The 21,643-nt window shown below is 40.5% G+C and carries 24 protein-coding genes, 1 other RNA gene and 4 pseudogenes; 19 read left to right on the top strand and 10 right to left on the bottom strand.

All coding sequences use genetic code 11. The features are described 5' to 3' along the window. Positions 1 to 5 precede the first annotated feature (5 nt). Both M3205_RS20590 and M3205_RS20585 read right to left on the bottom strand, forming a co-directional pair. Positions 6 to 368: a spore coat protein gene (locus M3205_RS20590; RefSeq protein ID WP_251171584.1), complete on the bottom strand. Its 363-nt coding sequence runs from the start codon at positions 366 to 368 to the stop codon at positions 6 to 8. Between the two features lie 14 nt (positions 369 to 382). Further along, positions 383 to 592, bottom strand: a complete 210-nt coding sequence (locus tag M3205_RS20585; protein WP_251171583.1) for a spore coat protein — start codon at positions 590 to 592, stop codon at positions 383 to 385. Between the two features lie 145 nt (positions 593 to 737). Here M3205_RS20585 and M3205_RS20580 point away from each other — a divergent pair, with 145 nt between their 5' ends. The 5 genes and pseudogenes from M3205_RS20580 (at position 738) to M3205_RS25825 (ending at position 2,212) form a co-directional block, all read left to right on the top strand. Further along, on the top strand, positions 738 to 947 hold the full coding sequence (locus M3205_RS20580) for a hypothetical protein (protein WP_251171582.1): 210 nt from the start codon (positions 738 to 740) through the stop codon (positions 945 to 947). Next, positions 940 to 1,242 carry a spore coat protein gene (locus M3205_RS20575; protein WP_159867674.1) on the top strand — a complete coding sequence of 101 codons (303 nt, stop codon included), beginning with the start codon at positions 940 to 942 and terminating at the stop codon, positions 1,240 to 1,242. Before M3205_RS20580 ends, M3205_RS20575 begins: the two co-directional genes overlap by 8 nt. A 50-nt stretch (positions 1,243 to 1,292) precedes the next feature. Next, a non-coding RNA gene (gene ssrS / locus M3205_RS20570) (6S RNA) lies at positions 1,293 to 1,488 on the top strand. 86 nt (positions 1,489 to 1,574) lie between these two features. Continuing rightward, positions 1,575 to 2,024, top strand: a pseudogene (locus M3205_RS20565) (polysaccharide deacetylase family protein). A 29-nt stretch (positions 2,025 to 2,053) separates the two neighbouring features. After that, positions 2,054 to 2,212: a polysaccharide deacetylase family protein gene (locus M3205_RS25825; protein ID WP_311315749.1), complete on the top strand. Its 159-nt coding sequence runs from the start codon at positions 2,054 to 2,056 to the stop codon at positions 2,210 to 2,212. Positions 2,213 to 2,228: 16 nt separating this feature from the next. Here the strand turns inward: M3205_RS25825 and M3205_RS20560 are convergent, their stop codons facing one another. Beyond that, positions 2,229 to 2,504 (bottom strand): YqhV family protein, encoded by a 276-nt coding sequence (locus tag M3205_RS20560; protein WP_251171594.1) that lies wholly within the window; start codon positions 2,502 to 2,504, stop codon positions 2,229 to 2,231. 343 nt (positions 2,505 to 2,847) lie between these two features. On the opposite strand from M3205_RS20560, the gene M3205_RS20555 reads away from it, so the two are divergent. Both M3205_RS20555 and M3205_RS20550 read left to right on the top strand, forming a co-directional pair. Continuing rightward, positions 2,848 to 3,546, top strand: a complete 699-nt coding sequence (locus M3205_RS20555; RefSeq protein ID WP_251171593.1) for a class I SAM-dependent methyltransferase — start codon at positions 2,848 to 2,850, stop codon at positions 3,544 to 3,546. A gap of 14 nt (positions 3,547 to 3,560) precedes the next feature. Continuing rightward, positions 3,561 to 4,091, top strand: a complete 531-nt coding sequence (locus tag M3205_RS20550; protein WP_251171581.1) for a GrpB family protein — start codon at positions 3,561 to 3,563, stop codon at positions 4,089 to 4,091. A 493-nt stretch (positions 4,092 to 4,584) separates the two neighbouring features. Here M3205_RS20550 and M3205_RS20545 read toward each other — a convergent pair whose 3' ends face one another. Further along, a complete protein-coding gene (locus M3205_RS20545; RefSeq protein ID WP_251171580.1) occupies positions 4,585 to 5,316 on the bottom strand; it encodes a GntR family transcriptional regulator in 732 nt (243 codons plus the stop codon). Positions 5,317 to 5,598: 282 nt separating this feature from the next. Here M3205_RS20545 and M3205_RS20540 point away from each other — a divergent pair, with 282 nt between their 5' ends. The 5 genes and pseudogenes from M3205_RS20540 (at position 5,599) to chbG (ending at position 9,611) form a co-directional block, all read left to right on the top strand. Further along, the gene (locus M3205_RS20540; protein WP_251171579.1) at positions 5,599 to 5,904 is read left to right on the top strand and encodes a PTS sugar transporter subunit IIB; all 306 of its coding nucleotides are present in this window, start codon (positions 5,599 to 5,601) and stop codon (positions 5,902 to 5,904) included. Between the two features lie 2 nt (positions 5,905 to 5,906). Beyond that, positions 5,907 to 7,241, top strand: coding sequence for a PTS sugar transporter subunit IIC (locus M3205_RS20535; RefSeq protein WP_251171578.1), 1,335 nt, complete (start codon positions 5,907 to 5,909; stop codon positions 7,239 to 7,241). A gap of 12 nt (positions 7,242 to 7,253) precedes the next feature. Next, positions 7,254 to 7,516: pseudogene (locus M3205_RS20530) on the top strand (PTS lactose/cellobiose transporter subunit IIA). Positions 7,517 to 7,529: 13 nt separating this feature from the next. Continuing rightward, the gene (locus M3205_RS20525; RefSeq protein ID WP_251171577.1) at positions 7,530 to 8,852 is read left to right on the top strand and encodes a 6-phospho-beta-glucosidase; all 1,323 of its coding nucleotides are present in this window, start codon (positions 7,530 to 7,532) and stop codon (positions 8,850 to 8,852) included. A gap of 60 nt (positions 8,853 to 8,912) precedes the next feature. Further along, a complete protein-coding gene (chbG, locus tag M3205_RS20520) occupies positions 8,913 to 9,611 on the top strand; it encodes a chitin disaccharide deacetylase (protein ID WP_251171576.1) in 699 nt (232 codons plus the stop codon). A 36-nt stretch (positions 9,612 to 9,647) separates the two neighbouring features. On the opposite strand, the gene nagE is transcribed toward chbG, so the two are convergent. After that, positions 9,648 to 11,027, bottom strand: a complete 1,380-nt coding sequence (nagE, locus tag M3205_RS20515; RefSeq protein WP_251171575.1) for an N-acetylglucosamine-specific PTS transporter subunit IIBC — start codon at positions 11,025 to 11,027, stop codon at positions 9,648 to 9,650. 276 nt (positions 11,028 to 11,303) lie between these two features. On the opposite strand from nagE, the gene nagB reads away from it, so the two are divergent. Genes nagB through M3205_RS20500 form a run of 3 tightly spaced genes read left to right on the top strand, consistent with a single transcriptional unit; the run spans position 11,304 to position 12,998 of the window. After that, positions 11,304 to 12,041, top strand: a complete 738-nt coding sequence (gene nagB / locus M3205_RS20510; RefSeq protein ID WP_251171574.1) for a glucosamine-6-phosphate deaminase — start codon at positions 11,304 to 11,306, stop codon at positions 12,039 to 12,041. 14 nt (positions 12,042 to 12,055) lie between these two features. Further along, complete coding sequence (locus M3205_RS20505) at positions 12,056 to 12,793, top strand: SIS domain-containing protein (RefSeq protein ID WP_251171573.1); 738 nt, start codon at positions 12,056 to 12,058, stop codon at positions 12,791 to 12,793. Positions 12,794 to 12,797: 4 nt separating this feature from the next. Beyond that, positions 12,798 to 12,998 carry an aspartyl-phosphate phosphatase Spo0E family protein gene (locus M3205_RS20500; protein ID WP_251171572.1) on the top strand — a complete coding sequence of 67 codons (201 nt, stop codon included), beginning with the start codon at positions 12,798 to 12,800 and terminating at the stop codon, positions 12,996 to 12,998. A gap of 330 nt (positions 12,999 to 13,328) precedes the next feature. Here the strand turns inward: M3205_RS20500 and M3205_RS20495 are convergent, their stop codons facing one another. Further along, entirely contained in the window at positions 13,329 to 13,757 is a 429-nt protein-coding gene (locus M3205_RS20495) for a hypothetical protein (RefSeq protein ID WP_251171571.1), read from the bottom strand. Positions 13,758 to 14,151: 394 nt separating this feature from the next. Between M3205_RS20495 and M3205_RS20490 the strand changes: the two are divergent. The 4 genes and pseudogenes from M3205_RS20490 to M3205_RS20475 all read left to right on the top strand — a co-directional run. Continuing rightward, positions 14,152 to 14,292, top strand: a pseudogene (locus tag M3205_RS20490) (response regulator); the annotation flags it as partial. A gap of 167 nt (positions 14,293 to 14,459) precedes the next feature. Then, positions 14,460 to 15,491 carry a S66 family peptidase gene (locus M3205_RS20485; protein ID WP_251171570.1) on the top strand — a complete coding sequence of 344 codons (1,032 nt, stop codon included), beginning with the start codon at positions 14,460 to 14,462 and terminating at the stop codon, positions 15,489 to 15,491. A 297-nt stretch (positions 15,492 to 15,788) separates the two neighbouring features. Beyond that, positions 15,789 to 16,124 (top strand): hypothetical protein, encoded by a 336-nt coding sequence (locus M3205_RS20480; protein ID WP_251171569.1) that lies wholly within the window; start codon positions 15,789 to 15,791, stop codon positions 16,122 to 16,124. 479 nt (positions 16,125 to 16,603) lie between these two features. Then, the gene (locus tag M3205_RS20475; protein ID WP_311315748.1) at positions 16,604 to 16,798 is read left to right on the top strand and encodes a CPBP family intramembrane glutamic endopeptidase; all 195 of its coding nucleotides are present in this window, start codon (positions 16,604 to 16,606) and stop codon (positions 16,796 to 16,798) included. Positions 16,799 to 17,098: 300 nt separating this feature from the next. On the opposite strand, the gene M3205_RS20470 is transcribed toward M3205_RS20475, so the two are convergent. The 4 genes and pseudogenes from M3205_RS20470 to M3205_RS20455 form a co-directional block, all read right to left on the bottom strand. Beyond that, positions 17,099 to 18,262: a Ger(x)C family spore germination protein gene (locus tag M3205_RS20470; protein WP_251171567.1), complete on the bottom strand. Its 1,164-nt coding sequence runs from the start codon at positions 18,260 to 18,262 to the stop codon at positions 17,099 to 17,101. A gap of 2 nt (positions 18,263 to 18,264) precedes the next feature. Continuing rightward, positions 18,265 to 19,782: a spore germination protein gene (locus M3205_RS20465; RefSeq protein ID WP_251171566.1), complete on the bottom strand. Its 1,518-nt coding sequence runs from the start codon at positions 19,780 to 19,782 to the stop codon at positions 18,265 to 18,267. Next, on the bottom strand, positions 19,779 to 20,861 hold the full coding sequence (locus tag M3205_RS20460) for a GerAB/ArcD/ProY family transporter (protein ID WP_251171565.1): 1,083 nt from the start codon (positions 20,859 to 20,861) through the stop codon (positions 19,779 to 19,781). The genes M3205_RS20465 and M3205_RS20460 overlap by 4 nt, the downstream gene beginning before the upstream one ends. Before the next feature lie 440 nt (positions 20,862 to 21,301). Next, positions 21,302 to 21,439: pseudogene (locus M3205_RS20455) on the bottom strand (IS110 family transposase); the annotation flags it as partial. Positions 21,440 to 21,643: the final 204 nt, after the last annotated feature.

Raw genomic sequence — 21,643 nt, 5'->3', positions numbered from 1 at the left:
TATCATTATTTTTCCGGTGTGGCAAAGGTGCCAAGCCGGTCTGTATCCGCAGGGAACAGCTCCATATTTCCAATGGCAATGGCCATATCGGCTGATTTAAGATCAAGCTCTATTTGTTTACCGATATCTCGCGGATAAATCCAGCCTTTTTCTAACATCAGTTCCGTAACTTCTCCATGCAAATCGATCGCTTGTTCCATTTGTCTGTAAAAAGCCTTCCGCAACTCGGGACTTGCTGTCTCGGTCAATGAAATGGCATAATAGCGAATTCCTGTTTTTATTCGCAGAAGAAACTCCAATGCAAAGGTGTTATCAGCCATTTTGGGCATTCCTTCAGCATATTTCGGATCAAGATAATCCTGATTCATCTATTTTCACCGCCCTATGAGAGAGTTTTTGCATTCTTATATAATTCCTTTAATTCCTGGATCGCTGCAATCGACTGCTGCACATCCTTTTCAAGCAATTTCTTCAAATCATTATCAAAGCAGATGCCCATTATCATTTTGGATTTCAGCAGGCAGTCTGTTTTAAAGTTCAGCATTTCATGTGTTTCCATTGTTTCATGATAGCCAAGAGCTGACTCGTCCATTTTCTCGTCCTCCTTTTGTTGTTAATGTTTCTTGTTTTACCTGCTTTATGCGAAATTTGCCATGACAGGGAATTGAAATAAATACCATAGGTTAGGGAAAAGGGAAATGCGCAAAATGAGACTATAACTGAATGGGGGGATTTTTATGATGAATGAAATGGGACTCCACGAGACATTGGAGCTTCATGAACTTCTCGTGTTTAAAAACCTGTGTCTCACTAAAGCGGTGGCCATGAGCGGGCTTGTCCAGGATCCGACTTTAAAAACCATTTTGCAGGACAGTGAGGCAGGGGATGTGAAATTCATACAGGAGATGCAAAGCATTCTGAAAAGGAGGCACGGGATAGATGAATAGTTTCTTGAAAAATTTAATGGGAATGGGCGGAATGTCTGATCAGGTTATTGCCACGGACTTTTTAATATCTGCTAAAGCGGGCGTCCGGAATATAGCATTTGCCCTTACGGAAAGCGGTTCTCCTGAAGTCAGAGAAATGTTAAGGGAACAGTTAAGAATTGCGGTGGAAACTCACGAGAAGATAACAAATTATATGATCAGCAGGGGAACGTATTATCCGCATAATTTACAAAAACAGCTGGAAACGGATATGAAAATTACGGATACCGCATTGAAGCTTAGTGAAAAGAGCTAACAGGAAATCATTTCTATTGAAACACGATGTAAATTATATTACTATAATAAAACAAGCTGCATTGTACGTAATCATACTAAAGTTTTAACCTTTAAGCTGAAATAGGGAGTTTAAAATCGGAACAGGAATGACACGCCTTCGTCTATACGACAAGGAGGACAGGCAGGAATGTTTCTGCGAACACCCACTTTGAGGAGTGGTGGTTTAAAACTTTCTTATACCAGTTACGGCAAAAGCGGCTACATACTATTGCTATCAAACCAGTTTCCAATCGGGGGCTGGTTTTTTTACATATTTATAATTTTTCCGTAACTATAGCATCTGGAGGCACTATGAAAAAATTCATTTTATGCATCATTTTACTGGCTGGAATAGCCTTTCTGCTTTTTCAAGTATCCAAGTCCAGAGACTTTCAGTTTTTCGGCGGTATTATTAATCAGGCAGAAAAGGATGAAAAAGTCGTCGCATTAACATTTGATGATGCGCCAAGTGTCAATACCGACGCAATCTTATCGATTTTACGGGAAGAGGATATTAAAGCCACATTCTATTTAAACTGAAAAGAGATTGAAGAGAATATGGCAGATGCGAAAAAAATTGTGGGTGAAGGGCATGAAATTGGCAATCATACCTATTCCCATACACGGATGGTATTAAAGTCTCCATCATTCATCAAAGCAGAAATTGAGAAAACAGATGAATTAATCAGGCAAGCGGGAAATCCAAACACGATCGGTAGACTGTTACGTGGAATATCGAGCCTGAAACTTTTCCAGAAATAGATGGGGATGCAGATAAAATCACGAAGCATGTGGTAGAGAATATAGAAACGGGCTCCATCGTCCTTCTTCATGTCATGTATGAGAGCCGGGAAGAGTCTCTAAAATCCGTTAAGAAAATTATTTCATCATTAAAAGAGCAAGGCTACCAAATGACAACTGTTTCGGAATTGCTGAAACATGAGAAATAGAGCTGTTTATGCAGCTCTATTTTCCTTTTATTCCATAAATAATGCAGCCGACACCGCACAAAACCCACAGAATCTTACTCAGTGAAACCTTATCAGACATACCTGTTAATCCAATGACTGTCGTCAATAAAAGCACAGGAGGCCCAACAAGGGCAAGTGAACTATTCATAATCAGCGCTTTTTCAATATCATTCATTCTTAAGATTAAGAGTGCAACGAAAATTTCAATGCTACCCGAAATAACCCGTAAAATCGCCATACCTAGAATTGCTTTATTCAGAAAAAGAAACATCATGTACCTCCTAAACCTTCTTGTCGTCATTATATGAGAGCGGGCCCAAATGAAGGACAAGTTTTCAAAAGTAAATGTTACATAGGTATTACAAATATTACGAATCGCAGTGATATGGTATTTTCTCTAAAGTCCATACGAAGCGCAGGCAAGTATTTCTCTTTAGGTAAAGACCTATGTATTACTAAGACTATCAAATTTTAAAATCCCCTTTTGGAGGATTTCTAAGTGGAATAATTATGCAGAATCAACCAGCTGCTTTTAGTAAAATCATATACATTTAACGCAGCTGTAATCCTTTTCCATCAGGGGTAAAGTAAAATATAAGAAAGGGGGGATTGAGATAGAGAAAGCTATTTTACATTACCATGACCTACTGGAAATGCTGGATGGATTGATAAGAGACCCAAAATTATTCTGGGAAAATTTTTATGAAGATCGAGAAAAAGAGATTCCATTTTTTAAAGCAAAAGGACCGGATGAAAATCTTGCTCAGTATATTCAAAATGGACTGCAGCCAGGGAAGGTACTGGAAATTGGATGCGGGCCAGGGAGGAATGCCATTTTTCTCGCAAAGAATGGGGCACAAGTGGAAGCCATAGATATTTCCGAAAATGCGATCAAATGGGCTGCTGAAAGATCAAATGAAGAACAGGCAAATATTCATTTTGAATGCGTATCTCTATTTGACTTTCATTTTGAACCTCACAGCTACGATTTTATCTATGACAGCGGCATGTTTCACCATCTTCCGCCCCACAGAAGGCTGACATACCTGGATATTATCAAAGCAGCACTCAAGCCCGGAGGAAAGTTAGGGCTGGTATGCTTTAACCCCAAAGGAGCGCTGCCAACACCAGATTGGGAGGTGTATCGCTTAGGGAGCTTAAAGGGGGGGATCGGATATACAGAAGATCGATTGAAAGCAATCTTTAAAGATGACTTTCATTTCCTGGAGTTTAGAACGATGAAAAAAATTCAGCAGCCCAGCAGTCTATTTGGGGAAGACTTTTTATGGGCATGCTTGATGAGGTTAAAATAAGTCGGGAGGAAAACATGACTAGAAAAGTGGCTGTTACCGCCTATAATCCTGACTGGCCATCCAGGTTTGAAAAGGAGGCAGAACTCATCAGGACCATTTTTAAGGGTGAAATTGAAAAGATTCACCATATAGGGAGCACCTCGGTACGAGGTCTGGCAGCAAAGCCTGTCATTGATATATTGCCTATCGTGATGGATATTGAATTGGTAGATCGCTTTAATGAGGATATGATTTCACTGGCGTATGAGCCGCGCGGAGAAAACGGACTGCCCGGCCGGCGCTATTTTCAAAAAGGGGGCAATCAGCGGACACATCATGTTCATATCTATGAAAAAGGGAGTCTTGAAATCACGCGTCATCTGGCTTTTCGTGATTACCTGAGGGCAAACAGGGAGGAAGCAGAAAAATACGGAGCCTTGAAAACTGAGCTGGCAGAACAGTTTCCATTTGATATGGATTCTTATATTAAAGGGAAAGAAGCACTTGTTAAGGAAATTGAAATGAGGGCACTGGAGTGGTATAGGAAGAGCATTCATTCTTGCTAGATTAGTTGCATTGGGTTGGATTGGCTTTAATAGAGTGCGGTCCCGGGGTGCTTCTGACACAAAATAGGGAAATCCCACCCGTAGAGTCAGATCCCGGGTCTACTTCTGACACAAAATTGAGAAATCCTCCCCGTAGAGTCAGAACCCAGGTCTACTTCTGACACAAAATTGAGAAATCCCACCCGTAGAGTCAGAACCCGGGTCTACTTCTGACACAAAATTGAGAAATCCCGCCAGCAGAGTCGAAAGCCGGTCCGTCTTCTGACACAAAAAGGAAAACCCGGTCTCGTATAGTCAGAACTTGGGCCATCTTCTGACACAAAATAGGGAAATCACGTCTGGAGAGCCAGAAGTCAGGCCACCATTTGACACAAAAAGTGGAAATCACACCCCTAGAGCCAGAAGCCGGACCAAATCCCCAACTTACCTAAATCTAAAGTTACATCACCATATTGCGGACCTATCAAAATCAAATGGGCCCGCCTGCAATCCCTTACTCATAATTCCGCTCAATAATAAAATGAGCATAATCCCCGCGGAACATCGTTCGGGAATGCTCGATTAAGCTTCCGTCTTCAATATGGGCATAGGTCTCAAGTGAGAAACACGGTGTTTCAGGTTTGATTTTCAGCAGTTCACTGATTTCTTCTTCAGGAAGCCCGATTTCTAAATGCTCCACAGTCTTTTTGATTTTCAAATCGTATTCTGTCTGCAGCAAATGGTATAACGATTCTTCACAGGCCTGCCGGTTTAAGCTGGGGGTCTTTTTCCATGGCAGGAAGGATTTTTCGTATTGAAGAGGCTCGTTATCCGCATATCTGATTCGTTCGAGAACATTTACAGGGTCTCCTTCTGACAGGTCAAAGATATTTGCCAGGAAGGAATCGGCAGGGATGACTTCGAGGTTGATGACTTTTGTCATCGGTTTTTTTCCCTGCATCACCATCTGTTTTGAAAAGTTTTCGACGGTAGAAGTAAGCCGCTGCTTCACTTTATGGCTTGATACAAATGTCCCTCTGCCTTGCTGGCGGTAGATATGGCCTTCAGTGCTAAGCTGCTGGAGTGCTGTTCGAATAGTGGTCCTGCTGACTCCGTATTTTTCACAAAACTCCGCTTCTGTCGGCAATTTGGTGTCCGGTTTGTATTCTCCGTTTCTGATCAGTTCCAGAATGCTTTCCTTAACCTTCAAGTGCAGGGCACTTTCATCGGCAAACCCGTCTTTCATAACCGTTCCTCCTACTCTGTTCTTCTATCTATTATTCCATAGATTATATTGTCATATCAATTATTAAATAATTTGTTATAACAAATTTTAAAAATGTATTGATTATTTTAAAATTTGTCATTACAATAAATTTCAAGCATAAAGTATTGAAAGGGGGTGAGAACTTCACAAAGGGTATAAGTTCGATTTAAATTGACTGAATTATCTGCATTTATTTCTAGTACTATTAGGTTAAGCAATTATTATATTTTTTGAAATCGCTTATAAAAAAGGGGGTTAACCATGAACATTTTGTTGTGCTGTTCAGCTGGAATGTCCACAAGTCTTCTCGTGACAAAAATGAAGGCAAGCGCTGAAAGCCAGGGGATTGACTGTAAAATCTGGGCTGTTGGCAACGGGGAGATTCGAAATCATATCGATTCGGCCGATGTGCTGCTGCTGGGGCCGCAGATCCGGTTTATGACTGAGCAACTAAAAAAGGAAGCAGGAGGCAGGATTCCTGTAGCGCCTATCAACCCGATGCATTATGGCCTGTGCAATGGCGAGGAAGTATTAAAGCAAGCTATTTCATTAATAAAGGGTGAATAGTGATGATGACGTTTATTGAGAAATATATCATGCCTTATGCGATGAAATTCGGCAATAACAGGCATTTGCTTGCTATCCGGGATGCCTTGATCGGGATGATCGCCATTACTATGGTGGGATCGTTTGCTGTTCTGTTTAATAATCTCGGTGAAATCATTAAGCCATACGGCAGGCTTATGGAAAGTATCTTCGGTGAATCCTGGAAAACGCTTGGCGGGGATATATGGTGGGGCACCTTTGCCTTTTTAACCATATTCGCCGTGTTTGGCATCTCTCATAGGCTTGCTAAATCCTATGGAGATGATGGGTTTGAAGCAATGCTTGTTGCCGCAGCGTGTTTCTTCCTTCTAATTCCTCAGGTTGGTCAGGTGCCGGATACAGAAGGTGCCTGGGGCTTCATTGGCTATGGTTACTTTAATGCTACGGCCTTATTTACAGGAATTGTGGTGGCGCTGCTTGCAACAGAAGTCTTTATCCGTCTGGCCAGGGTGAAAGCCTTTGTTATTAAACTGCCGGATGGCGTCCCTCCGGCTGTTGCTGGGGCTTTTGCCAAACTGGTGCCTGGAATGCTCACCATTTTCGTGTTTGGAGTGGCTGGCCTTTTGTTCAGAAAAGCAACAAATGGCGAATTTTTGAATGACTGGCTGAATACGACCCTTGTCGCACCATTGACGAATGCGGCGGATTCATTGCCTTTTGCGATCCTTATTGTCTTTCTTGTTCATGGTTTTTGGTCGGTTGGTCTTCATGGTCCCAATATTCTTGGAGGGGTTACAACGCCTTTATTTACCTCTCTCGGAACGAAAAATACGGATTTATATGCTCAGGGAGTGAAGGATCTCGATCAGTATGCCGTTCTGGCAGGGCCATTTCTGGATGCCTTCGTCTATCTTGGAGGTTCAGGAGCAACTCTTGGACTGATCATATCGATGTTTATTGCTGGACGAAAAAGGCACAAGCAATTGCTGGCACTGGGAACACCCCCAGGCATTTTCCAAATCAATGAACCAATACTCTTTGGCCTTCCGATCGTTTTAAATCCCATTTGGCTGATACCGTTTATTTCAGCACCAGTTATTATGACAGTAGTCGCATACCTGGCAATTAAATGGGGTCTTGTGTATCCGGTCGTTGTGGCAAGCATTCCATGGGTGACGCCTGCAGGAATTGGCGGATATCTTGCAACTGGAGGACATATCTCCGGTGCAGTGCTGGCACTTGTGAATTTAGCCATATCTATTGTCATTTACCTTCCATTTGTCTATATCACAGGGAAGATGGATGAAAAGAAGCTGAAGCAGGTGCAGCCAGAACAAACACCGACAATTCAAGGTTAGGCGGGTTTTAGAATGGATAAAGAAAAGCTTTATCAACTATCATTTCAGCTTATTTTGCACAGCGGGAATGCCAGAAGTCTTGCTATGGAATCCATCCAGAGGAGGAGTTTGTGCTGGCACACAGACATCAAACGGAGCTGATTAAAAGCGAGGCTTCCGGGGCTCAATTCGATTTGCCCATCATTCTTGTTCATGCACAGGATCATTTGATGAATGCACTGACTGTTAAAGATTTGGCGCAGGAGTTTATCAACTTATACAAGAAACTGAATTAGGAGAGGTAACAGAATGGCACAGCAACCAGAAGGTATAAAAATTGCCGTGATCGGCGGAGGTTCAAGCTATACACCTGAATTAATTGAAGGCTTTATCAAAAGACATCAGGAATTGCCAGTCAAAGAAATTTGGCTTGTGGATGTGGAGGAAGGACGGCATAAACTAGAGATTGTCGGCCAGTTAGCACATCGGATGGTTGAAAAAGCTGGGGTTCCTATAGAGATTAGGCTTACTTTAGATAGGAAAACAGCACTTAAGAATGCTGACTTTGTAACAACCCAATTCCGTGTCGGGCTTTTGGACGCCAGAGCGAAGGATGAGAGAATCCCGCTTAAATATGGAGTGCTGGGCCAGGAAACCAATGGCCCGGGTGGATTTTTCAAGGCGCTCCGAACCATTCCAGTTATTATGGAGATTTGCCGTGAAATGGAGGAGCTGTGTCCCAATGCATGGCTCATCAATTTTACCAATCCCGCAGGAATCATTACAGAAGCAGTCCTAAGATACAGCAATATTAAAAAAGTGGTGGGTCTATGCAATGTGCCGATTGGGATGGAGATGGGAGCAGCACAGTTATTGAATGTGGATCACAGCAGAGTAAGGATTGATTTTGCAGGACTCAATCATCTGGTCTACGGTCTTGATGTCTTTGTGGATGGAGTAAGCGTTAAGGATGAACTGCTGAAGAAGCTTACAGACAAAGAAAAATCAATCACCATGAAAAACATCCATGCGATGGGATGGGAGCCGGAATTCCTGCAGGCATTAAATGTGCTTCCTTGTCCTTACCATAATTATTACTATAAAACTCGTGAAATGGTGGAAGAAGAAGTTAATGCAGCATCAGAAGGGGGAACCCGGGCAGAGGTGGTTAAAAAGCTGGAGGAAGAGCTGTTTCAGCTATATCAAAATCCTGATCTTGCCGAAAAGCCGCCCCAGCTCGAAAAAAGGGGTGGTGCATACTACAGTGATGCGGCATGCAGGCTCATTCATTCCATTTATACAGATAAAAGGGATATACAGCCGGTTAACACTAGAAATAATGGTGCTATTGCAGGGCTGCCCTCTGAGTCTGCCGTGGAAGTCAGCTGCATTATCACGAAAGACGGACCGAAGCCAATTGCGGTCGGGGAACTTCCAATCGCAGTCAGAGGACTGGTCCAATCTATTAAGTCTTTTGAAAGAGTGACAATAAAAGCTGCCCTGACAGGTGATTATGATACCGCACTGCTGGCGCTGACGATTAATCCGCTGATGGGTTCAGACGTTATCGCGAAAAAGATATTGGATGAAATGCTCGAAGCTCATCGTTCATATTTACCGCAATTTCAATAAAATGTGCAGGGCAGCATTACTTCCAGGCTGCCTTGCACTTATTTAACCGGAGGTCTCAAAATGATTAACCTCATTGTCAATGCAGATGATTTTGGATACAGTCCCGGCGTCAATTATGGAATTTTGCACAGCTATTTAAATGGAATTGTCAATTCTGCCACCATGATGATGAACATGGCCGGAACCAACCAAGCCCTGATTATGGCCAAACAATATCCTGATTTGCGAACCGGCGTTCATTTAGTTCTCACATGCGGGAAGCCATTATTATCTAATTGCAAGACCTTAATGAAAAAAGATGGAACCTTCAAATCTCAGGGGGATTTAGAGGGAATCTCACTAGATGAACTGAAACTGGAGTGGTCTGCACAAATTGAGCGGTTTATAGCAGCAGGTCTTACACCTTCCCATTTGGACAGTCATCATCACGTCCATACACGGAAGGAGTTTCTCCCTGTAGTTCAATACCTGTCGCAAAAATACAGTCTCCCTTTCAGAGTGAGTGGCGATTTTCCGATTGACGGGGTCAAAAGCTTTACTGACAGGTGCTTATTGGATTTTTACGGAGACGGCATTCAGGAAGACTATTTCAGCAGACTTGCAGAAAGAGCAGAAGACGGGGAAACAATAGAAGTCATGTGCCATCCGGCATTTGCAGATCATTTGCTTATGGTAGGGTCTTCTTACAATTTAGCGCGCATAAAAGAGCTGGAGATCCTCTGCTCTGCAAAACTTCCCTCTGATATAAAGCTCCTATAAAAAAACAGTGTCCAAAAGGGGACACTGTTTCTTACTTTACTTCTTAATTTTCTTCATCTCATCTGCAACAAACTCAACATCTGTTCCAACAATGATCTGCAGATTCGTTTTGCTTAATTTCATGATTCCTTTAGCACCATGCGCCTTCAGTGCGCTTTCCTTTACTTTATCCATATCAGCTATGTTTAAGCGAAGGCGTGTCGCACAGTTATCAATGCTGGTGATGTTGTCAGCACCGCCAATATCTTTAATAAAATGGCTGGCCATAACCTCGTACTTACTGCCGGTTGAGACAGGCTCATCCTCATCCTCATCTTCAACGATATCTTCATCGTCTTCACGGCCAGGTGTTTTCAGGTTTAATGCTCTAATTAATGCATAAAAGATAACAAAGTACAGAATCGCGTAGATGACGCCAATTCCCAATAGCAGCAGCGGCTTTTCAGCGATATTATAATTCAGTGCAAAGTCGAGTGCGCCTGCTGAGAATGTGAAGCCATCGCGGATGCCCAGTAAGGATGTTACCCACATGGAAACTCCGGTTAAAACTGCATGCACTCCATATAATAGAGGTGCAATAAACATAAAGGAGAACTCAATTGGTTCTGTAATACCGGTCAGGAATGAAGTCAGCGCCAGACCAATGAACATTCCTGATACGGCTTTTCTCTTTTCAGGTTTAGCAGTCGCAATGATTGCAAATGCGGCAGCAGGCAGACCAAACATCATAACAGGGAAGAAACCAGTCATATAAGCTCCTGCTGATGGATCTCCTGCGAAGAAACGGGCAATATCCCCGGTGACTCCTTTAAATTCACCAAACTGGAACCAGAATAAGCTGTTCAATACATGATGCAGACCCAATGGAATTAACAGGCGGTTCATGAATCCAAATAAACCTGAACCTACAGCGCCTAGACCAATAATCCAGTTGCCAAGTGCATCGATGGCACCCTGGATTGGGGGCCAGGCAAACCCTGCTATGGCAGCCAGAAGAATCATGGTAACCGACGTTATAATTGGCACAAAGCGGCGTCCGCTGAAGAATCCAAGCCAATCGGGAAGCTTTATATCATGGAAGCGGTTATATAATAATCCGGCAATAATACCGGCAATTATACCGCCCAGTACTCCCATATTTATATTTTCATCGATGGCAATTGCACCCTCAGTCAGTACCAGAAAGCCGATAGCTCCTGAGAGGGCAGCAGCCCCATTATTATCCTTCGCAAATCCCATAGCAACCCCGATAGCAAAAATAAGTGCAAGGTTCGCGAAAATGGCATCGCCGGCATTTGCGATAAATGGTATGCCCAGCAGATCATCCTGTCCAAAGCGGAGCAGAAGACCAGCGGCAGGCAGAACGGCAATCGGAAGCATTAATGCCTTACCAATTCTCTGTAGGAATCCTAACATATTGATCTCTCCTTAATAAAAATAATGAATAAGAAAGCGTTTTACTGAACTGTCGTAATCATACCAAAATATAAATATAGTTGTCTATACCATTTTTAAAAGTAAGATTTAATCTACTTTTTATAATCAGGTTTTAACAGTGGTTAAATTGGTATAGACAACTATACTTTATGGTGTTACGATATGAATTATAAATGGGTTAATTTTATTCCAATATTTTGCCTTCATTAGTGCAAATATATTCTTATTCAGCTTTTTTGCAGGGAGGAACTCATAATGGAGATTATTAAAGTAAACAACTACGAAGAAATGAGTAAAACCGCAGCAGATTTAATCATCCGAAAGGTACGCCAATTTCCAGAAGCTACATTCGGATTGGCAACCGGGAGCACGCCTGTGGGAACATATAAACGATTAATTGAAGATCATCTGGAAAATGGAACATCATATAAAAAGGTGACTACCTATAATTTGGATGAGTATATCGGCCTTTCTGAAGAAAACCCGCAAAGCTACCGATATTTTATGAATTCTCACTTATTTAACCATCTCGATATTTGTAAGGAAAATACTTTTGTCCCAAGCGGAACCGCCGAAGATTTGGAAGCAGAATGCCGAAGTTATGAAAATAAGCTTAAAAACCATGGCGGAATTGATCTGCAGATTTTGGGCATAGGCAATAATGGGCACATTGGCTTTAATGAGCCAGGCACGTCTTTTTCATCTAAAACTCATATTGTCGATTTAGCAGATTCCACTATTAAAGCCAATGCCAGATTTTTTGATACGATCGAAGAGGTGCCGACCCAAGCCATTACCATGGGAATCGCTACAATCATGCAGAGCAGGGAGATACTCCTTCTAGCTTCAGGTGAAGCAAAAGCCGATGCCATTGCGCAGCTTCTTGGAAATGGAGTTAATGAGCAGTTTCCTGCATCAGTATTAAGAAATCATCCGAATGTAAAAGTGATTGCAGATGAAGCAGCATTAAGCGCATCCAAAGTCAGGGTATAAATGGGGTAGGAAGAATGCTGGAGAAATATCTGAATGGTGTAAAAGAATTATTGTCACTCGTGGAAAAAGAAGAGGGACAAAAACTGAAGAAAGCAGCCCATGCGGTGGCTGAGTGTATCCAAAACAATGGAATTATTCATGTGTTTGGCTGCGGTCATTCACATATGCTCGCCGAAGAGCTGTTTTACCGTGCAGGCGGACTTGCCCCCATTAAACCCATTTTCGTTGAGGATTTAATGCTGCACAAGGGCGCAGTCCGTTCTTCTACCTTGGAAAAAGAAAATAATTTTGCCATAGGATTCATGGAAAATGCTGATATCCGGCCGAATGATGTTGTGATTGTGGTTTCCACTTCAGGGCGGAATCCAGTACCCGTGGATGTAGCTGAAATCTCTAAATCCAAGGGGGCATACGTGATTGGCATAACTTCCCCGCGCTATGCTGAAACGCAGTCCTCCCGCCATAAAAATGGGAAGTATCTTTTTTCATCAGTAGACCTGGCGATTGACAATCATATCGAGCCAGGGGACGCATTAATGCAGCACCCAGCCTTGGGGATTAGCTTTGGCTCTGCCTCATCTATAATTGGCTTTGCAATTGTAAACAGCCTGATGGTAGAAGGAGTGGATGTGATGATTGAAAACGGGTTCGAACCGCCGATATTTAAAAGTGGAAATATAGATGGAGCAGATCAGCATAACAGCGAACTGGTGAAAAAATATATATCCCGGATTCCGCTTCTGGAAGGCTAACGGAATGGATTTCACAGAGGCAATTGAACAGAGTAGGCAGGCAATGATTCAAAGCATTTATTCCAAGGGACTGACAGATCAAGAGACCTTGAAATTAAGCCAGGAGCTGGATAATTTAATTGTTGAATCACAGCGATTGAAAAGAGAGGCTAATTCGCAAATAGATATGAAGAATTTGCAAATAAAGAAGGGGAATTGCAAATAGACTGGGCAAATCTGCAAATAAAATGAAAAACTTGCAAATAGAGTAAACAAACCTGCAAATAGAGAGAAGTTCGAAAAACAAACACAGATCATTTTGCAAATATATCCCGTAATTTGCAAATAGACTAGGGAAACTTGCAAATAGACACAGAAAATCCGCAAATAAGGCATTCAGATTCGATAACGAACCCAAATTCCAACACATAAAAAACCGCTCTGGCCATCATACCTGAGCGGTTTTCCCGTTCTAAAGTGCACCCTTTATCACTTTGTTGAATAAATCACAGACTGAATATCGAATAAAGAACTGTGTAAAGCCCGATAAACAGAATCATCGGCAACTACAGTCGCTGCCAAAAAAGAACCAGCCTGATTTTACAGCAAGTAGCTGTGAAGTAGACCGACCACCAGCGGAATTCCAAAATTGAAGGCCATTTTGGAATTCCGCGCAGCAGGTCTCCCTGTGTGAAGTCCATTTGTTTGAAATATGGGGTGCATCTCCCGAAGTGACATGGAAGGTCAAGCCGCGAAAGCCGACAATAAACATGACTAACCCTATATTCATTTTTTGATTTGTGCACATCTCCAGCTGCGAATCGGCTCTGCCGCTGAACTCCATCTCTTTAAAAAGTAAATTGGCTGTCTTTGTATCGCTGTCATTCTTAAGATCCACACCGATGAATAGTGAATTCTCCAGCTGGATTTCAGGATTTAGGTCAGCTTTCAGCTTTCCATACACCTTGTCATCAACAATGGCCACTGTCAGACCACCTGCTGTAAAATTACAAAGTCTTTATTTAGCCCTATAATATTTTGTTTAATAGAGGTTGTTTTTCCTTTGAGCTCAAGCTTACCTGTTTCCTTGAACGTCAAGAACTTCTTTGGTGCATCATTATATCCAGTCAGCACGGTTGCTTTATAAAATCGTGTTTCTTTTTGATAACGAAGAAAAAGGATGCCGGCAAAAATGATAGCGGATAAAAGATGTAATTAAAGGTTGAGCTTAAGGGATATCGATGAATCGATATATACAACAAAAGCACCAGCACCTGAAGGAAAACAAACAACAGTATCCATATTAACAGCTCCCTGATGAAGATACTAAACATGCCTATAATATAATTGAAGGAATATGCAAAAGTGTGGTGAGCAAATTGTTTAAAGTGCTTTTAATTGAGGATGATGCATCCCTTTTTACCAAAATCAAAGACCGTCTCTCCCAATGGTCTTATGAAGTCTATGGCATTGAGGACTTCAGTGAGGTCATGAAGGAGTTTGCCGGCATTCACCCTGATTTTGGTTAAAATAACTGTTAATTCCAGACTGACAGATATATCCCTTACCTTATTAAACAAACGGTTAGTTCAAAAAGTTATTTCCACATTATGGATTTAATGGTAACATCAGATTATAAAATAATTACATACGCGAAATTTTACAGTATATAAAGGTGGGATATCATGTGTTAATTAAGCCAAAAAAATTACAACCGGGAGAATATGTTGCAACAGTAAGTCCATCTTGGGGAGGTGCAGGTGAGCCAACTCTTAGATGGAGATTTGAACAAGGTGTAAAGAGATTAGAGGATATTTTTGGACTGAAAATTATTCTAATGCCAAATAGTTTGAAAGGAGGAGACTATCTTTACGAAAATCCACAAGCTCGTGCGGAGGATTTGATGAACGCTTTTAAGGATGAAAGGATAAAGGGCATCATTGCAAATATTGGCGGAGAAGATAGCATTCGCTTACTTCCCTATATCGATTTTGATGTTATACGTGAAAATCCGAAAATCTTTATGGGGTACTCTGATGTGACCGTTTCACATTTATTTTGTCTTAAGGCGGGAATTTCTTCTTATTACGGTCCGGCAATTTTAACCGATTTTGCTGAAAATGTGGAGATGAATCCCTATACGATAGAAATGGTAAATCGAACTCTCTTTTCAAATGAAGTAATAGGTGAAATTCAACCCGCTAATGAATGGACCAGTGAGCGCTTAGAATGGGTAGAAGAGAATAAGAACCGGAGACGATCCATGCGGGAAAATTCAGGGTACGAGGTACTGCAAGGTTCAGGTACAGTACAAGGCCATTTGATTGGCGGCTGTATCGAAGTACTGGAGTTTGCAAAGGGGACAGAGCTTTGGCCAGAGAAAAAATATTGGGAGAATAGCATACTTTTCTTTGAAACATCCGAAGAAAAACCAGAGCCCATTCTTATTAAGTATTGGCTGAGAAATTATGCTGTACAAGGCATTCTACAAAAAGCAAATGGGGTAATTTTCGGTAAACCACAAGATGAGAAATATTACGACGAGTATAAAGAAGTAATTCTAACAGTAATGAAGGAATTTGATTTGGAGGATTTGCCGATTCTTTATAACTTGAATTTTGGTCATACTGAACCAAAATTCATACTGCCATATGGAGTATTGGCAGAGATAAATTGTGAAAAGGCGACTTTTAGTATTTTGGAGAGTGGTGTGGAATAACTTTCTGATAAAAAATTTACCCAGTTATGGTTTAGTATCCATTTTCTTTTAGGAGTTTCTTATTCCAATCAAATATCCTGGCAATATATAGAAATAAGCGGAGTTATATTAAGAGTTGATGAGTTTGTAATTGTATTTAAACAGTAGGCGGGGCAAGAGTTAAAGATGAGGATCGCAGGAGCGATCTTTTTCTTTGTTTAACAAACGCTGCAGGTTAGTGCAAGAGCATAGTTTAAATGATATTCAACAATCAGGACATTTCGTCGAATTAACAAGACTAAAAAGGAGGGAAAAGGAATGGAATTCAAGATTGGAAACGGCGCTATTGTACTGCCGCCTTTAAACATTACCTTAATAGCAATAATTATTCTTTTCTTTTTAGTAAGGTGGAGTAAGCAATTAGAGATACGACGTTTTACCGTTTTCTTTTACTTTCTGATTAGCACATATATCGCTCCAGTTTATTCTCACAGTACAAAAGAAGGTGTCTTTCATCTATGGGTTCCTTTGGGATTTATAGTTGTTTTCTTATACTTGTTTCGCAGCAAAAGCTACCATCCATCTAAAATGAAGGCAAGCATCTTAGGGCTTTGCATAGCGTTATACCAGTTAATTCTTCAATATGTTGGGTAGACAATGTGTAAGAAGAATACTTAGTAATGAGTGTACTATTGCCTTTGATTGGCGATATTTTTGCTGCAATTACAGGTTCATTAATGAGGAATAAAAGAGAGAAAAAGTAATGTAACTAGAAGTATTTTAATCTTTTATGATTAAGGGCTTTTTTAATGATTGTACTCATGACAGGGTTATATTTTATCGCACTACGTCCTAAAAATCTTTCATGGAAAGAGGTAGGAGTGTAAAGTTTTTCTGCAAAGTACTGGTTGAAAATCCCGATATAGTTATTGATAACCATTATTTTAAGCGTAGCAGCAGTATTACTAACAAGTTTATTAGGTAATAGTGCAGATTACAGCAAGACGGAGAGCTTACAGCAAAATATTAATCTGTTTACTATACTCATTGGTATTATTTCCGCCGGTGTAGTATCTTCAGTTTATGAATAGATATTTTATGTTTATCTATCGTTGGGTAAGAGTTAGGCAGGATTGAATTGGGGAATCTTGATTAGCTCGCTAATATTTGCGATAGCGCACTTTCCAACTTTAAACGCAATGCCCGTGAATTTCATTAATGGTGTCGTGTTCGCTTGGGTGTATGAAAAGACAGGTTCTGTCATCCCTGGAATGATCGTTCATGGAGTATTCAATACAATCGCAGTTTTAATAACGGTTACAGGGTAAGACGGTATTTATAAACAAAAGATCGCTTACCGATCCTTGATAGAATCATAAGAGAACCGACGCTTATTTGGCTCAATTAATCCGTATCATTCCCAGCCTAAATGAAAAAGGCTATATCTAATGTCGGAGTTCAAAACAAAAACAAAGGGAGTTAAGTTACTCCCCGTGCAAACTAATTTGAATGATAGGTCAATTTTTTATAATCTACTGAGATCAATAACCTTTCAATAAATGGCATACTTCTTTAATTTGAATATATAAAACTGAATCCAAAAGACCATACCAAGCCTTATACCTGAATCACTTTTTGGATTTACTATTTTCATGCAATTTATACCTTCCAGAGTAAACAATGTTCACATCAACATCAACGTTGAGAAGAGAATCTTGGTTTAAAACGAGTTGGTTCTTTCCTGTGGCAATGTGCTTCCATTGATGTGGATGTTGGCGATATAATTTTTCACCCAAGTTGTAAATATCTATCCCCTTATTAAACGCGGTTTGATATGTATTACGGATTTGCTCCTCTATTGTTTTTCGAGCAATTTGTTTGAGCTTCTGTTCTGTAAGGTCAGTGTGTAATTCATTGATTCCGGCTTTCACACTCAAAGATATATCGAAAAACACTTTGTCCAATTTAACGATGGGGGTCACTTCAAACTTGGGTTTTTCGGCGACAAGAACAGCAGCAAGCTTTTCTTCGGCAAACAGATCAAGAGGAACTCGGATGGTGTGAGTACTTAGCCAAGGCAATCCAGACAAATCCTCGAGACCCATTCGACCATAATAATTGTCCTGATCATATATATGTATACCTGAATATTTAAGTAACTCTTTGGGTTTATTACTTTCCTGCCACTGACCTCTGCGAATCGATAATTCAGGTATATAACTAGTCCTGGACTTTTCGTTTGAGTCTAATACAAATTGTTTCAGGCGGATCGGAGTAAGGATGGATCGCTGTCTATAATTTTGTTCGGGATTGTGAAGAATCGATGCTTTTGGAGACAATCTAAAAAAGGGTGTTGCCAGAAGGATTTCTTCAATAGGCTCTCTTGTACTGAAAAGCCAAGATATGTACCTTATTTCACGATAACGATTGATTAATTCCAGCACTTCCCCTACTTTGTTTTCTTTTATCATTCTCTCGCTAAGCAAGATAGCAGAGACTTGTCCAAAGTTTAGGCGCTGTTGTGATGTACTATACAAATCATTTACGGCTTCAGTAAATGAAGCACCCTGACCTTTGCCCACCCAAACCGGGGGCTGTTCCTCTTTTTGCTGTCCCTCCAGCTTTGCCACAGTCGTGAAATCTAGTAATTGCACAAAAACTGTATATTTGTCATTGATATAGTCAATACCAACAGCAGTTGCATAGTTCATGTTCTGTACTTCATATCTGCTCCAACATCCGGTAAGGTTGAGGAGAAGAAGAAAAACAAAAATACTTTTATATCCCCGCATTTTTACCTATCCCCTTGATTTGTAGAATCTTTAGTATTTAACATATCTGGGCGAGATTTTCTCCATTGCCAAGGTAATCTAAGTAATGCATTGGCTAAGTCTTTATAAGGCGGTGAAATCGGAGCCAAGTAAGGCAAACCGCATGAACGTAAAGATGCTAAATGGCTGATTAAAATAAATAATCCAAGGAAGAACCCGTAGATCCCCAGGATGGAAGACAGCACGAAAATGAAGAAGCGTAAAAGGCTAACCGTTCCAGCCAATGACTGGTTTGATAAAGTTGAACCAAACACATGCGTAAGGGCTCCGATGACAACGATACCAGGGAATAGGAATCCTGCACGAATAGCCGCATCACCCAGAATTAGTCCGCCTACAACGGTAACGGTGCTGCCGACTGCAGAAGGCAATCGGATACCAGCTTCTCGCAGGATTTCTAAGAAGATAAGTCCAATAAACATTTCCACTACTACATCAAACGGAATTCCCAATCGGTTAACACCTAATATCGCAAGTAGATAATAGGGTAGTTGATCTTGATGATAGGCAAGAATACCAACCCAAAATCCAGGAAGTAGAAGTGAAACGGACAATCCTAATAAACGAAGAAATTGACCAAAAGTTGCCGATAATGCAGTATGGTGGATATCTTCTGGAGTTTTCACGATTAGAAACAAATTGGCAGGTGCGATTAAAGCAGCCGGTGTACCATCCACAATCAACGCCACACGACCATTTAGCATACAGTTAACGGTAAAGTCTGGTCTTCCTGTATACCCCATTAAAGGAAACAACGCTTTTGTCGGTTCCATTAATTCTTCTAGATGAGTGGCACTGAAAGCCCCGTCAATTTGAATTTCATCTAATTTATTCCTTATAGTTTGAACAATCTTTGGTTCAACAATGTCACGCATATATAGAATCGCAATGGTTGTTTTTGTGCGAACGCCTACTTTTTTTGTTTCATAAACCATGCTGTTTGATTTGATACGTTTCCGAATTAATGCCACATTGACTCCCAATTCTTCTACAAATCCATCTTTTGGTCCCCTTACCGAAACCTCAATACTGGATTCTTCCGGATTTCGTGACGGTTTTTTAGAGATATCGAGGGAGAACAAGATTTGTAAGCTAGGAATAAACAATAGTAGTTTACCTTCATAGATATCTGTTTCGGCCGTTTGCTCCCACTCTTCAAGTTTGACTATTTCTAATTGTAATTGACTCGACTCGGCAATTTCCTTATGATGTTGAAATCCATAGGTTTCGTAAAATCTGGTCAAATGGGGGAGCGCTGTCTCATGAATGAACGTTTGGTTGTCACTTAAGCCCTCACAATAAATCAATAGGACTCTCGAATGTTCATCATTAGGTTTTAATTTGTAAACATGATGCTTTACATCTTGACTCATTTTAAAGTGTTGGATCAATGATTGTTCATTAAGAGGTAACCCTGTTGCCTCTGGATTAATTGATGACCTTTTGCCATTTACACTCTTATTTCTTAATAATTTCATCATCTGCTGTTACCCCTTTTTCTCTGTTTAGAGAATATGATTCGAACTACATACAAGATCAAGGTTGCTATTGTAAAAATGCAAAATGAAGGTAAATAAAATTTGCCCAACAGGTCTAGAAAAGCCATGTCACTAATCGGCAACAAAATAGCAACAAGCATAGCGATTGTGCCTAGTAACATGGGAAACCATCTGCGCTTTTTTAAATTCCATAATTCTCCCAAGAGAAAGATAGAGAGACACACACGAATGAATGTACCTGATAGCCATTGGTAAATCGAAAAAAAATCGACATGCTCCACATATTCTCCCATCCTAACTATTCTCCATTGAGCGTAAGGGGGGTAACGCTGGTTAGCTGCTTCATCAGGGCCAAATATCGTAATCGAGCCAATCAATGGTCCTAATGTAAGTCCTGTAAGGATGAGGCACAGCAGCATCAAGCTTCCGAATCCTGGTTTCTTTGTTAAATTGTGCTGAAGCAGCAACATCAATAAAAACAACTCCATCAATCCTCCGGCAACATAAGGAACACCTTTCCATAATGGAGCAACTCCGTTTTCCAACAAAGGAAAAAGTAAGGTATATTCTTTAAACTGAATATTTACAAACGACACCAGGAAACCAAAAATAACCACAAAAGGCAACAATATCCCGCTCACAATCGCAATCGTGCTGAGCCCTTGACAAGTGACAAAGAAGCAAGCAACAAGTGTGGTTCCCGCGAGAAAAAGCATTGGAGTTTGAGGCAAGTATGCTGCAGAAGTCCATGTTAGAGTATCTTTTAAGGAAATAAAGCCAATGACCCATACAAACAAACTATAGATAATAACTAAAAGTGCAGATACAAACTTTCCAAAGTGGTGCTCTAGCCACTTCTTAAAGTGTTGATTCTTCATATATTTTAATATGTAGTTCAAACAACCGATCCATATAGGTGAAGCGACAAAAACAAGAAGCACTACTAGCCAAGAATCTCGCCCTGATGCTCCTAGCAGTAATGGGATAATAATAACGTGGTTCATCAATCCAACTGAAAGAATAATCATCATGTATGACTGAATAGGAGAAATCTTAGTCAAAAATTCACCTCATTTCCAAACAATGGTAACGTATTATCATGTGCTATAGTTCCCTCAACAACTTCGTTCTATTCATTGTTGTTTCCGTTTTTGGAAGACAATCTTCAAAAGACCTCCACATAAAATTATGTGAAAATGAAATAAGCTAATGGGGGTAAGATAATAAAAAAATTGATTTTATTAAAGCTTTTTTCATAAGGATTGGTCAATGCAATTGATTTTCTACACTAAGCATAAGAAACGTTTACAAACGAAGCCATTTACAGTAAATTGTGAAAAGTGGTACTTAAACTAAACCATCTAATAGTTGTCAACAGTCTTCAATGAAATAGGATATTATAGTATGGTATGCTAATAATAAGCATGCCAAATAACCTTCATAACCTAGATGTGATGGAGGGCCCTGGACATAACTTTTTTATAGTGTTAGTAACTGTTTATTCGCCTGCTTCTAAGATACTTTGAGATGTCGGGAATTCAAGTAAGGTGAGTAGAGAGACAACAGAATATAGGCCCCCAAACACTACTCAATATACTGGAAACACCTGATTCAAAACGGCTTGAAATTGCAGTTTTGTTTACACATAAATCCCTTAATGGTTTTACTTCAAAAAGAACCGGAATTAATAACAAAGAAAACTCGCCCAGTTTTGGGGTAGACTGCACCCCTTATAGTAGATGTTGAAAAACCCACAGTTGGGCAACATTGACTTAAGGGGTGATTTTTATGGCCAAAAAAGGGCAAAGGTTACAAAGTTATTCTTTGGAGATTAAAGCGGAAG

This window comes from Cytobacillus firmus, assembly GCF_023715565.1.
GTDB lineage: Bacteria > Bacillota > Bacilli > Bacillales > Cytobacillaceae > Cytobacillus > Cytobacillus firmus_C.
Note: the sequence above shows the minus strand (reverse complement) of the source record. Positions and strands in the feature narration are given on the sequence as shown.

What these genes read in the sequence shown, in the direction of transcription:
- M3205_RS20540 (WP_251171579.1), top strand. Translation starts at nt 5,599, where the DNA reads ATGAACATTTTGTTGTGCTGTTCAGCTGGAATGTCCACAAGTCTTCTC.
- M3205_RS20500 (WP_251171572.1), top strand. Translation starts at nt 12,798, where the DNA reads ATGGATTTCACAGAGGCAATTGAACAGAGTAGGCAGGCAATGATTCAA.
- M3205_RS20580 (WP_251171582.1), top strand. Translation starts at nt 738, where the DNA reads ATGATGAATGAAATGGGACTCCACGAGACATTGGAGCTTCATGAACTT.
- M3205_RS20560 (WP_251171594.1), bottom strand. Translation starts at nt 2,504, where the DNA reads ATGTTTCTTTTTCTGAATAAAGCAATTCTAGGTATGGCGATTTTACGG.
- M3205_RS20505 (WP_251171573.1), top strand. Translation starts at nt 12,056, where the DNA reads ATGCTGGAGAAATATCTGAATGGTGTAAAAGAATTATTGTCACTCGTG.
- nagB (WP_251171574.1), top strand. Translation starts at nt 11,304, where the DNA reads ATGGAGATTATTAAAGTAAACAACTACGAAGAAATGAGTAAAACCGCA.
- nagE (WP_251171575.1), bottom strand. Translation starts at nt 11,027, where the DNA reads ATGTTAGGATTCCTACAGAGAATTGGTAAGGCATTAATGCTTCCGATT.
- M3205_RS20465 (WP_251171566.1), bottom strand. Translation starts at nt 19,782, where the DNA reads ATGATGAAATTATTAAGAAATAAGAGTGTAAATGGCAAAAGGTCATCA.
- chbG (WP_251171576.1), top strand. Translation starts at nt 8,913, where the DNA reads ATGATTAACCTCATTGTCAATGCAGATGATTTTGGATACAGTCCCGGC.
- M3205_RS20590 (WP_251171584.1), bottom strand. Translation starts at nt 368, where the DNA reads ATGAATCAGGATTATCTTGATCCGAAATATGCTGAAGGAATGCCCAAA.
- M3205_RS20480 (WP_251171569.1), top strand. Translation starts at nt 15,789, where the DNA reads ATGGAATTCAAGATTGGAAACGGCGCTATTGTACTGCCGCCTTTAAAC.
- M3205_RS20470 (WP_251171567.1), bottom strand. Translation starts at nt 18,262, where the DNA reads ATGCGGGGATATAAAAGTATTTTTGTTTTTCTTCTTCTCCTCAACCTT.
- M3205_RS20525 (WP_251171577.1), top strand. Translation starts at nt 7,530, where the DNA reads ATGGCACAGCAACCAGAAGGTATAAAAATTGCCGTGATCGGCGGAGGT.
- M3205_RS20550 (WP_251171581.1), top strand. Translation starts at nt 3,561, where the DNA reads ATGACTAGAAAAGTGGCTGTTACCGCCTATAATCCTGACTGGCCATCC.
- M3205_RS20545 (WP_251171580.1), bottom strand. Translation starts at nt 5,316, where the DNA reads ATGAAAGACGGGTTTGCCGATGAAAGTGCCCTGCACTTGAAGGTTAAG.
- M3205_RS20575 (WP_159867674.1), top strand. Translation starts at nt 940, where the DNA reads ATGAATAGTTTCTTGAAAAATTTAATGGGAATGGGCGGAATGTCTGAT.
- M3205_RS20535 (WP_251171578.1), top strand. Translation starts at nt 5,907, where the DNA reads ATGATGACGTTTATTGAGAAATATATCATGCCTTATGCGATGAAATTC.
- M3205_RS20585 (WP_251171583.1), bottom strand. Translation starts at nt 592, where the DNA reads ATGGACGAGTCAGCTCTTGGCTATCATGAAACAATGGAAACACATGAA.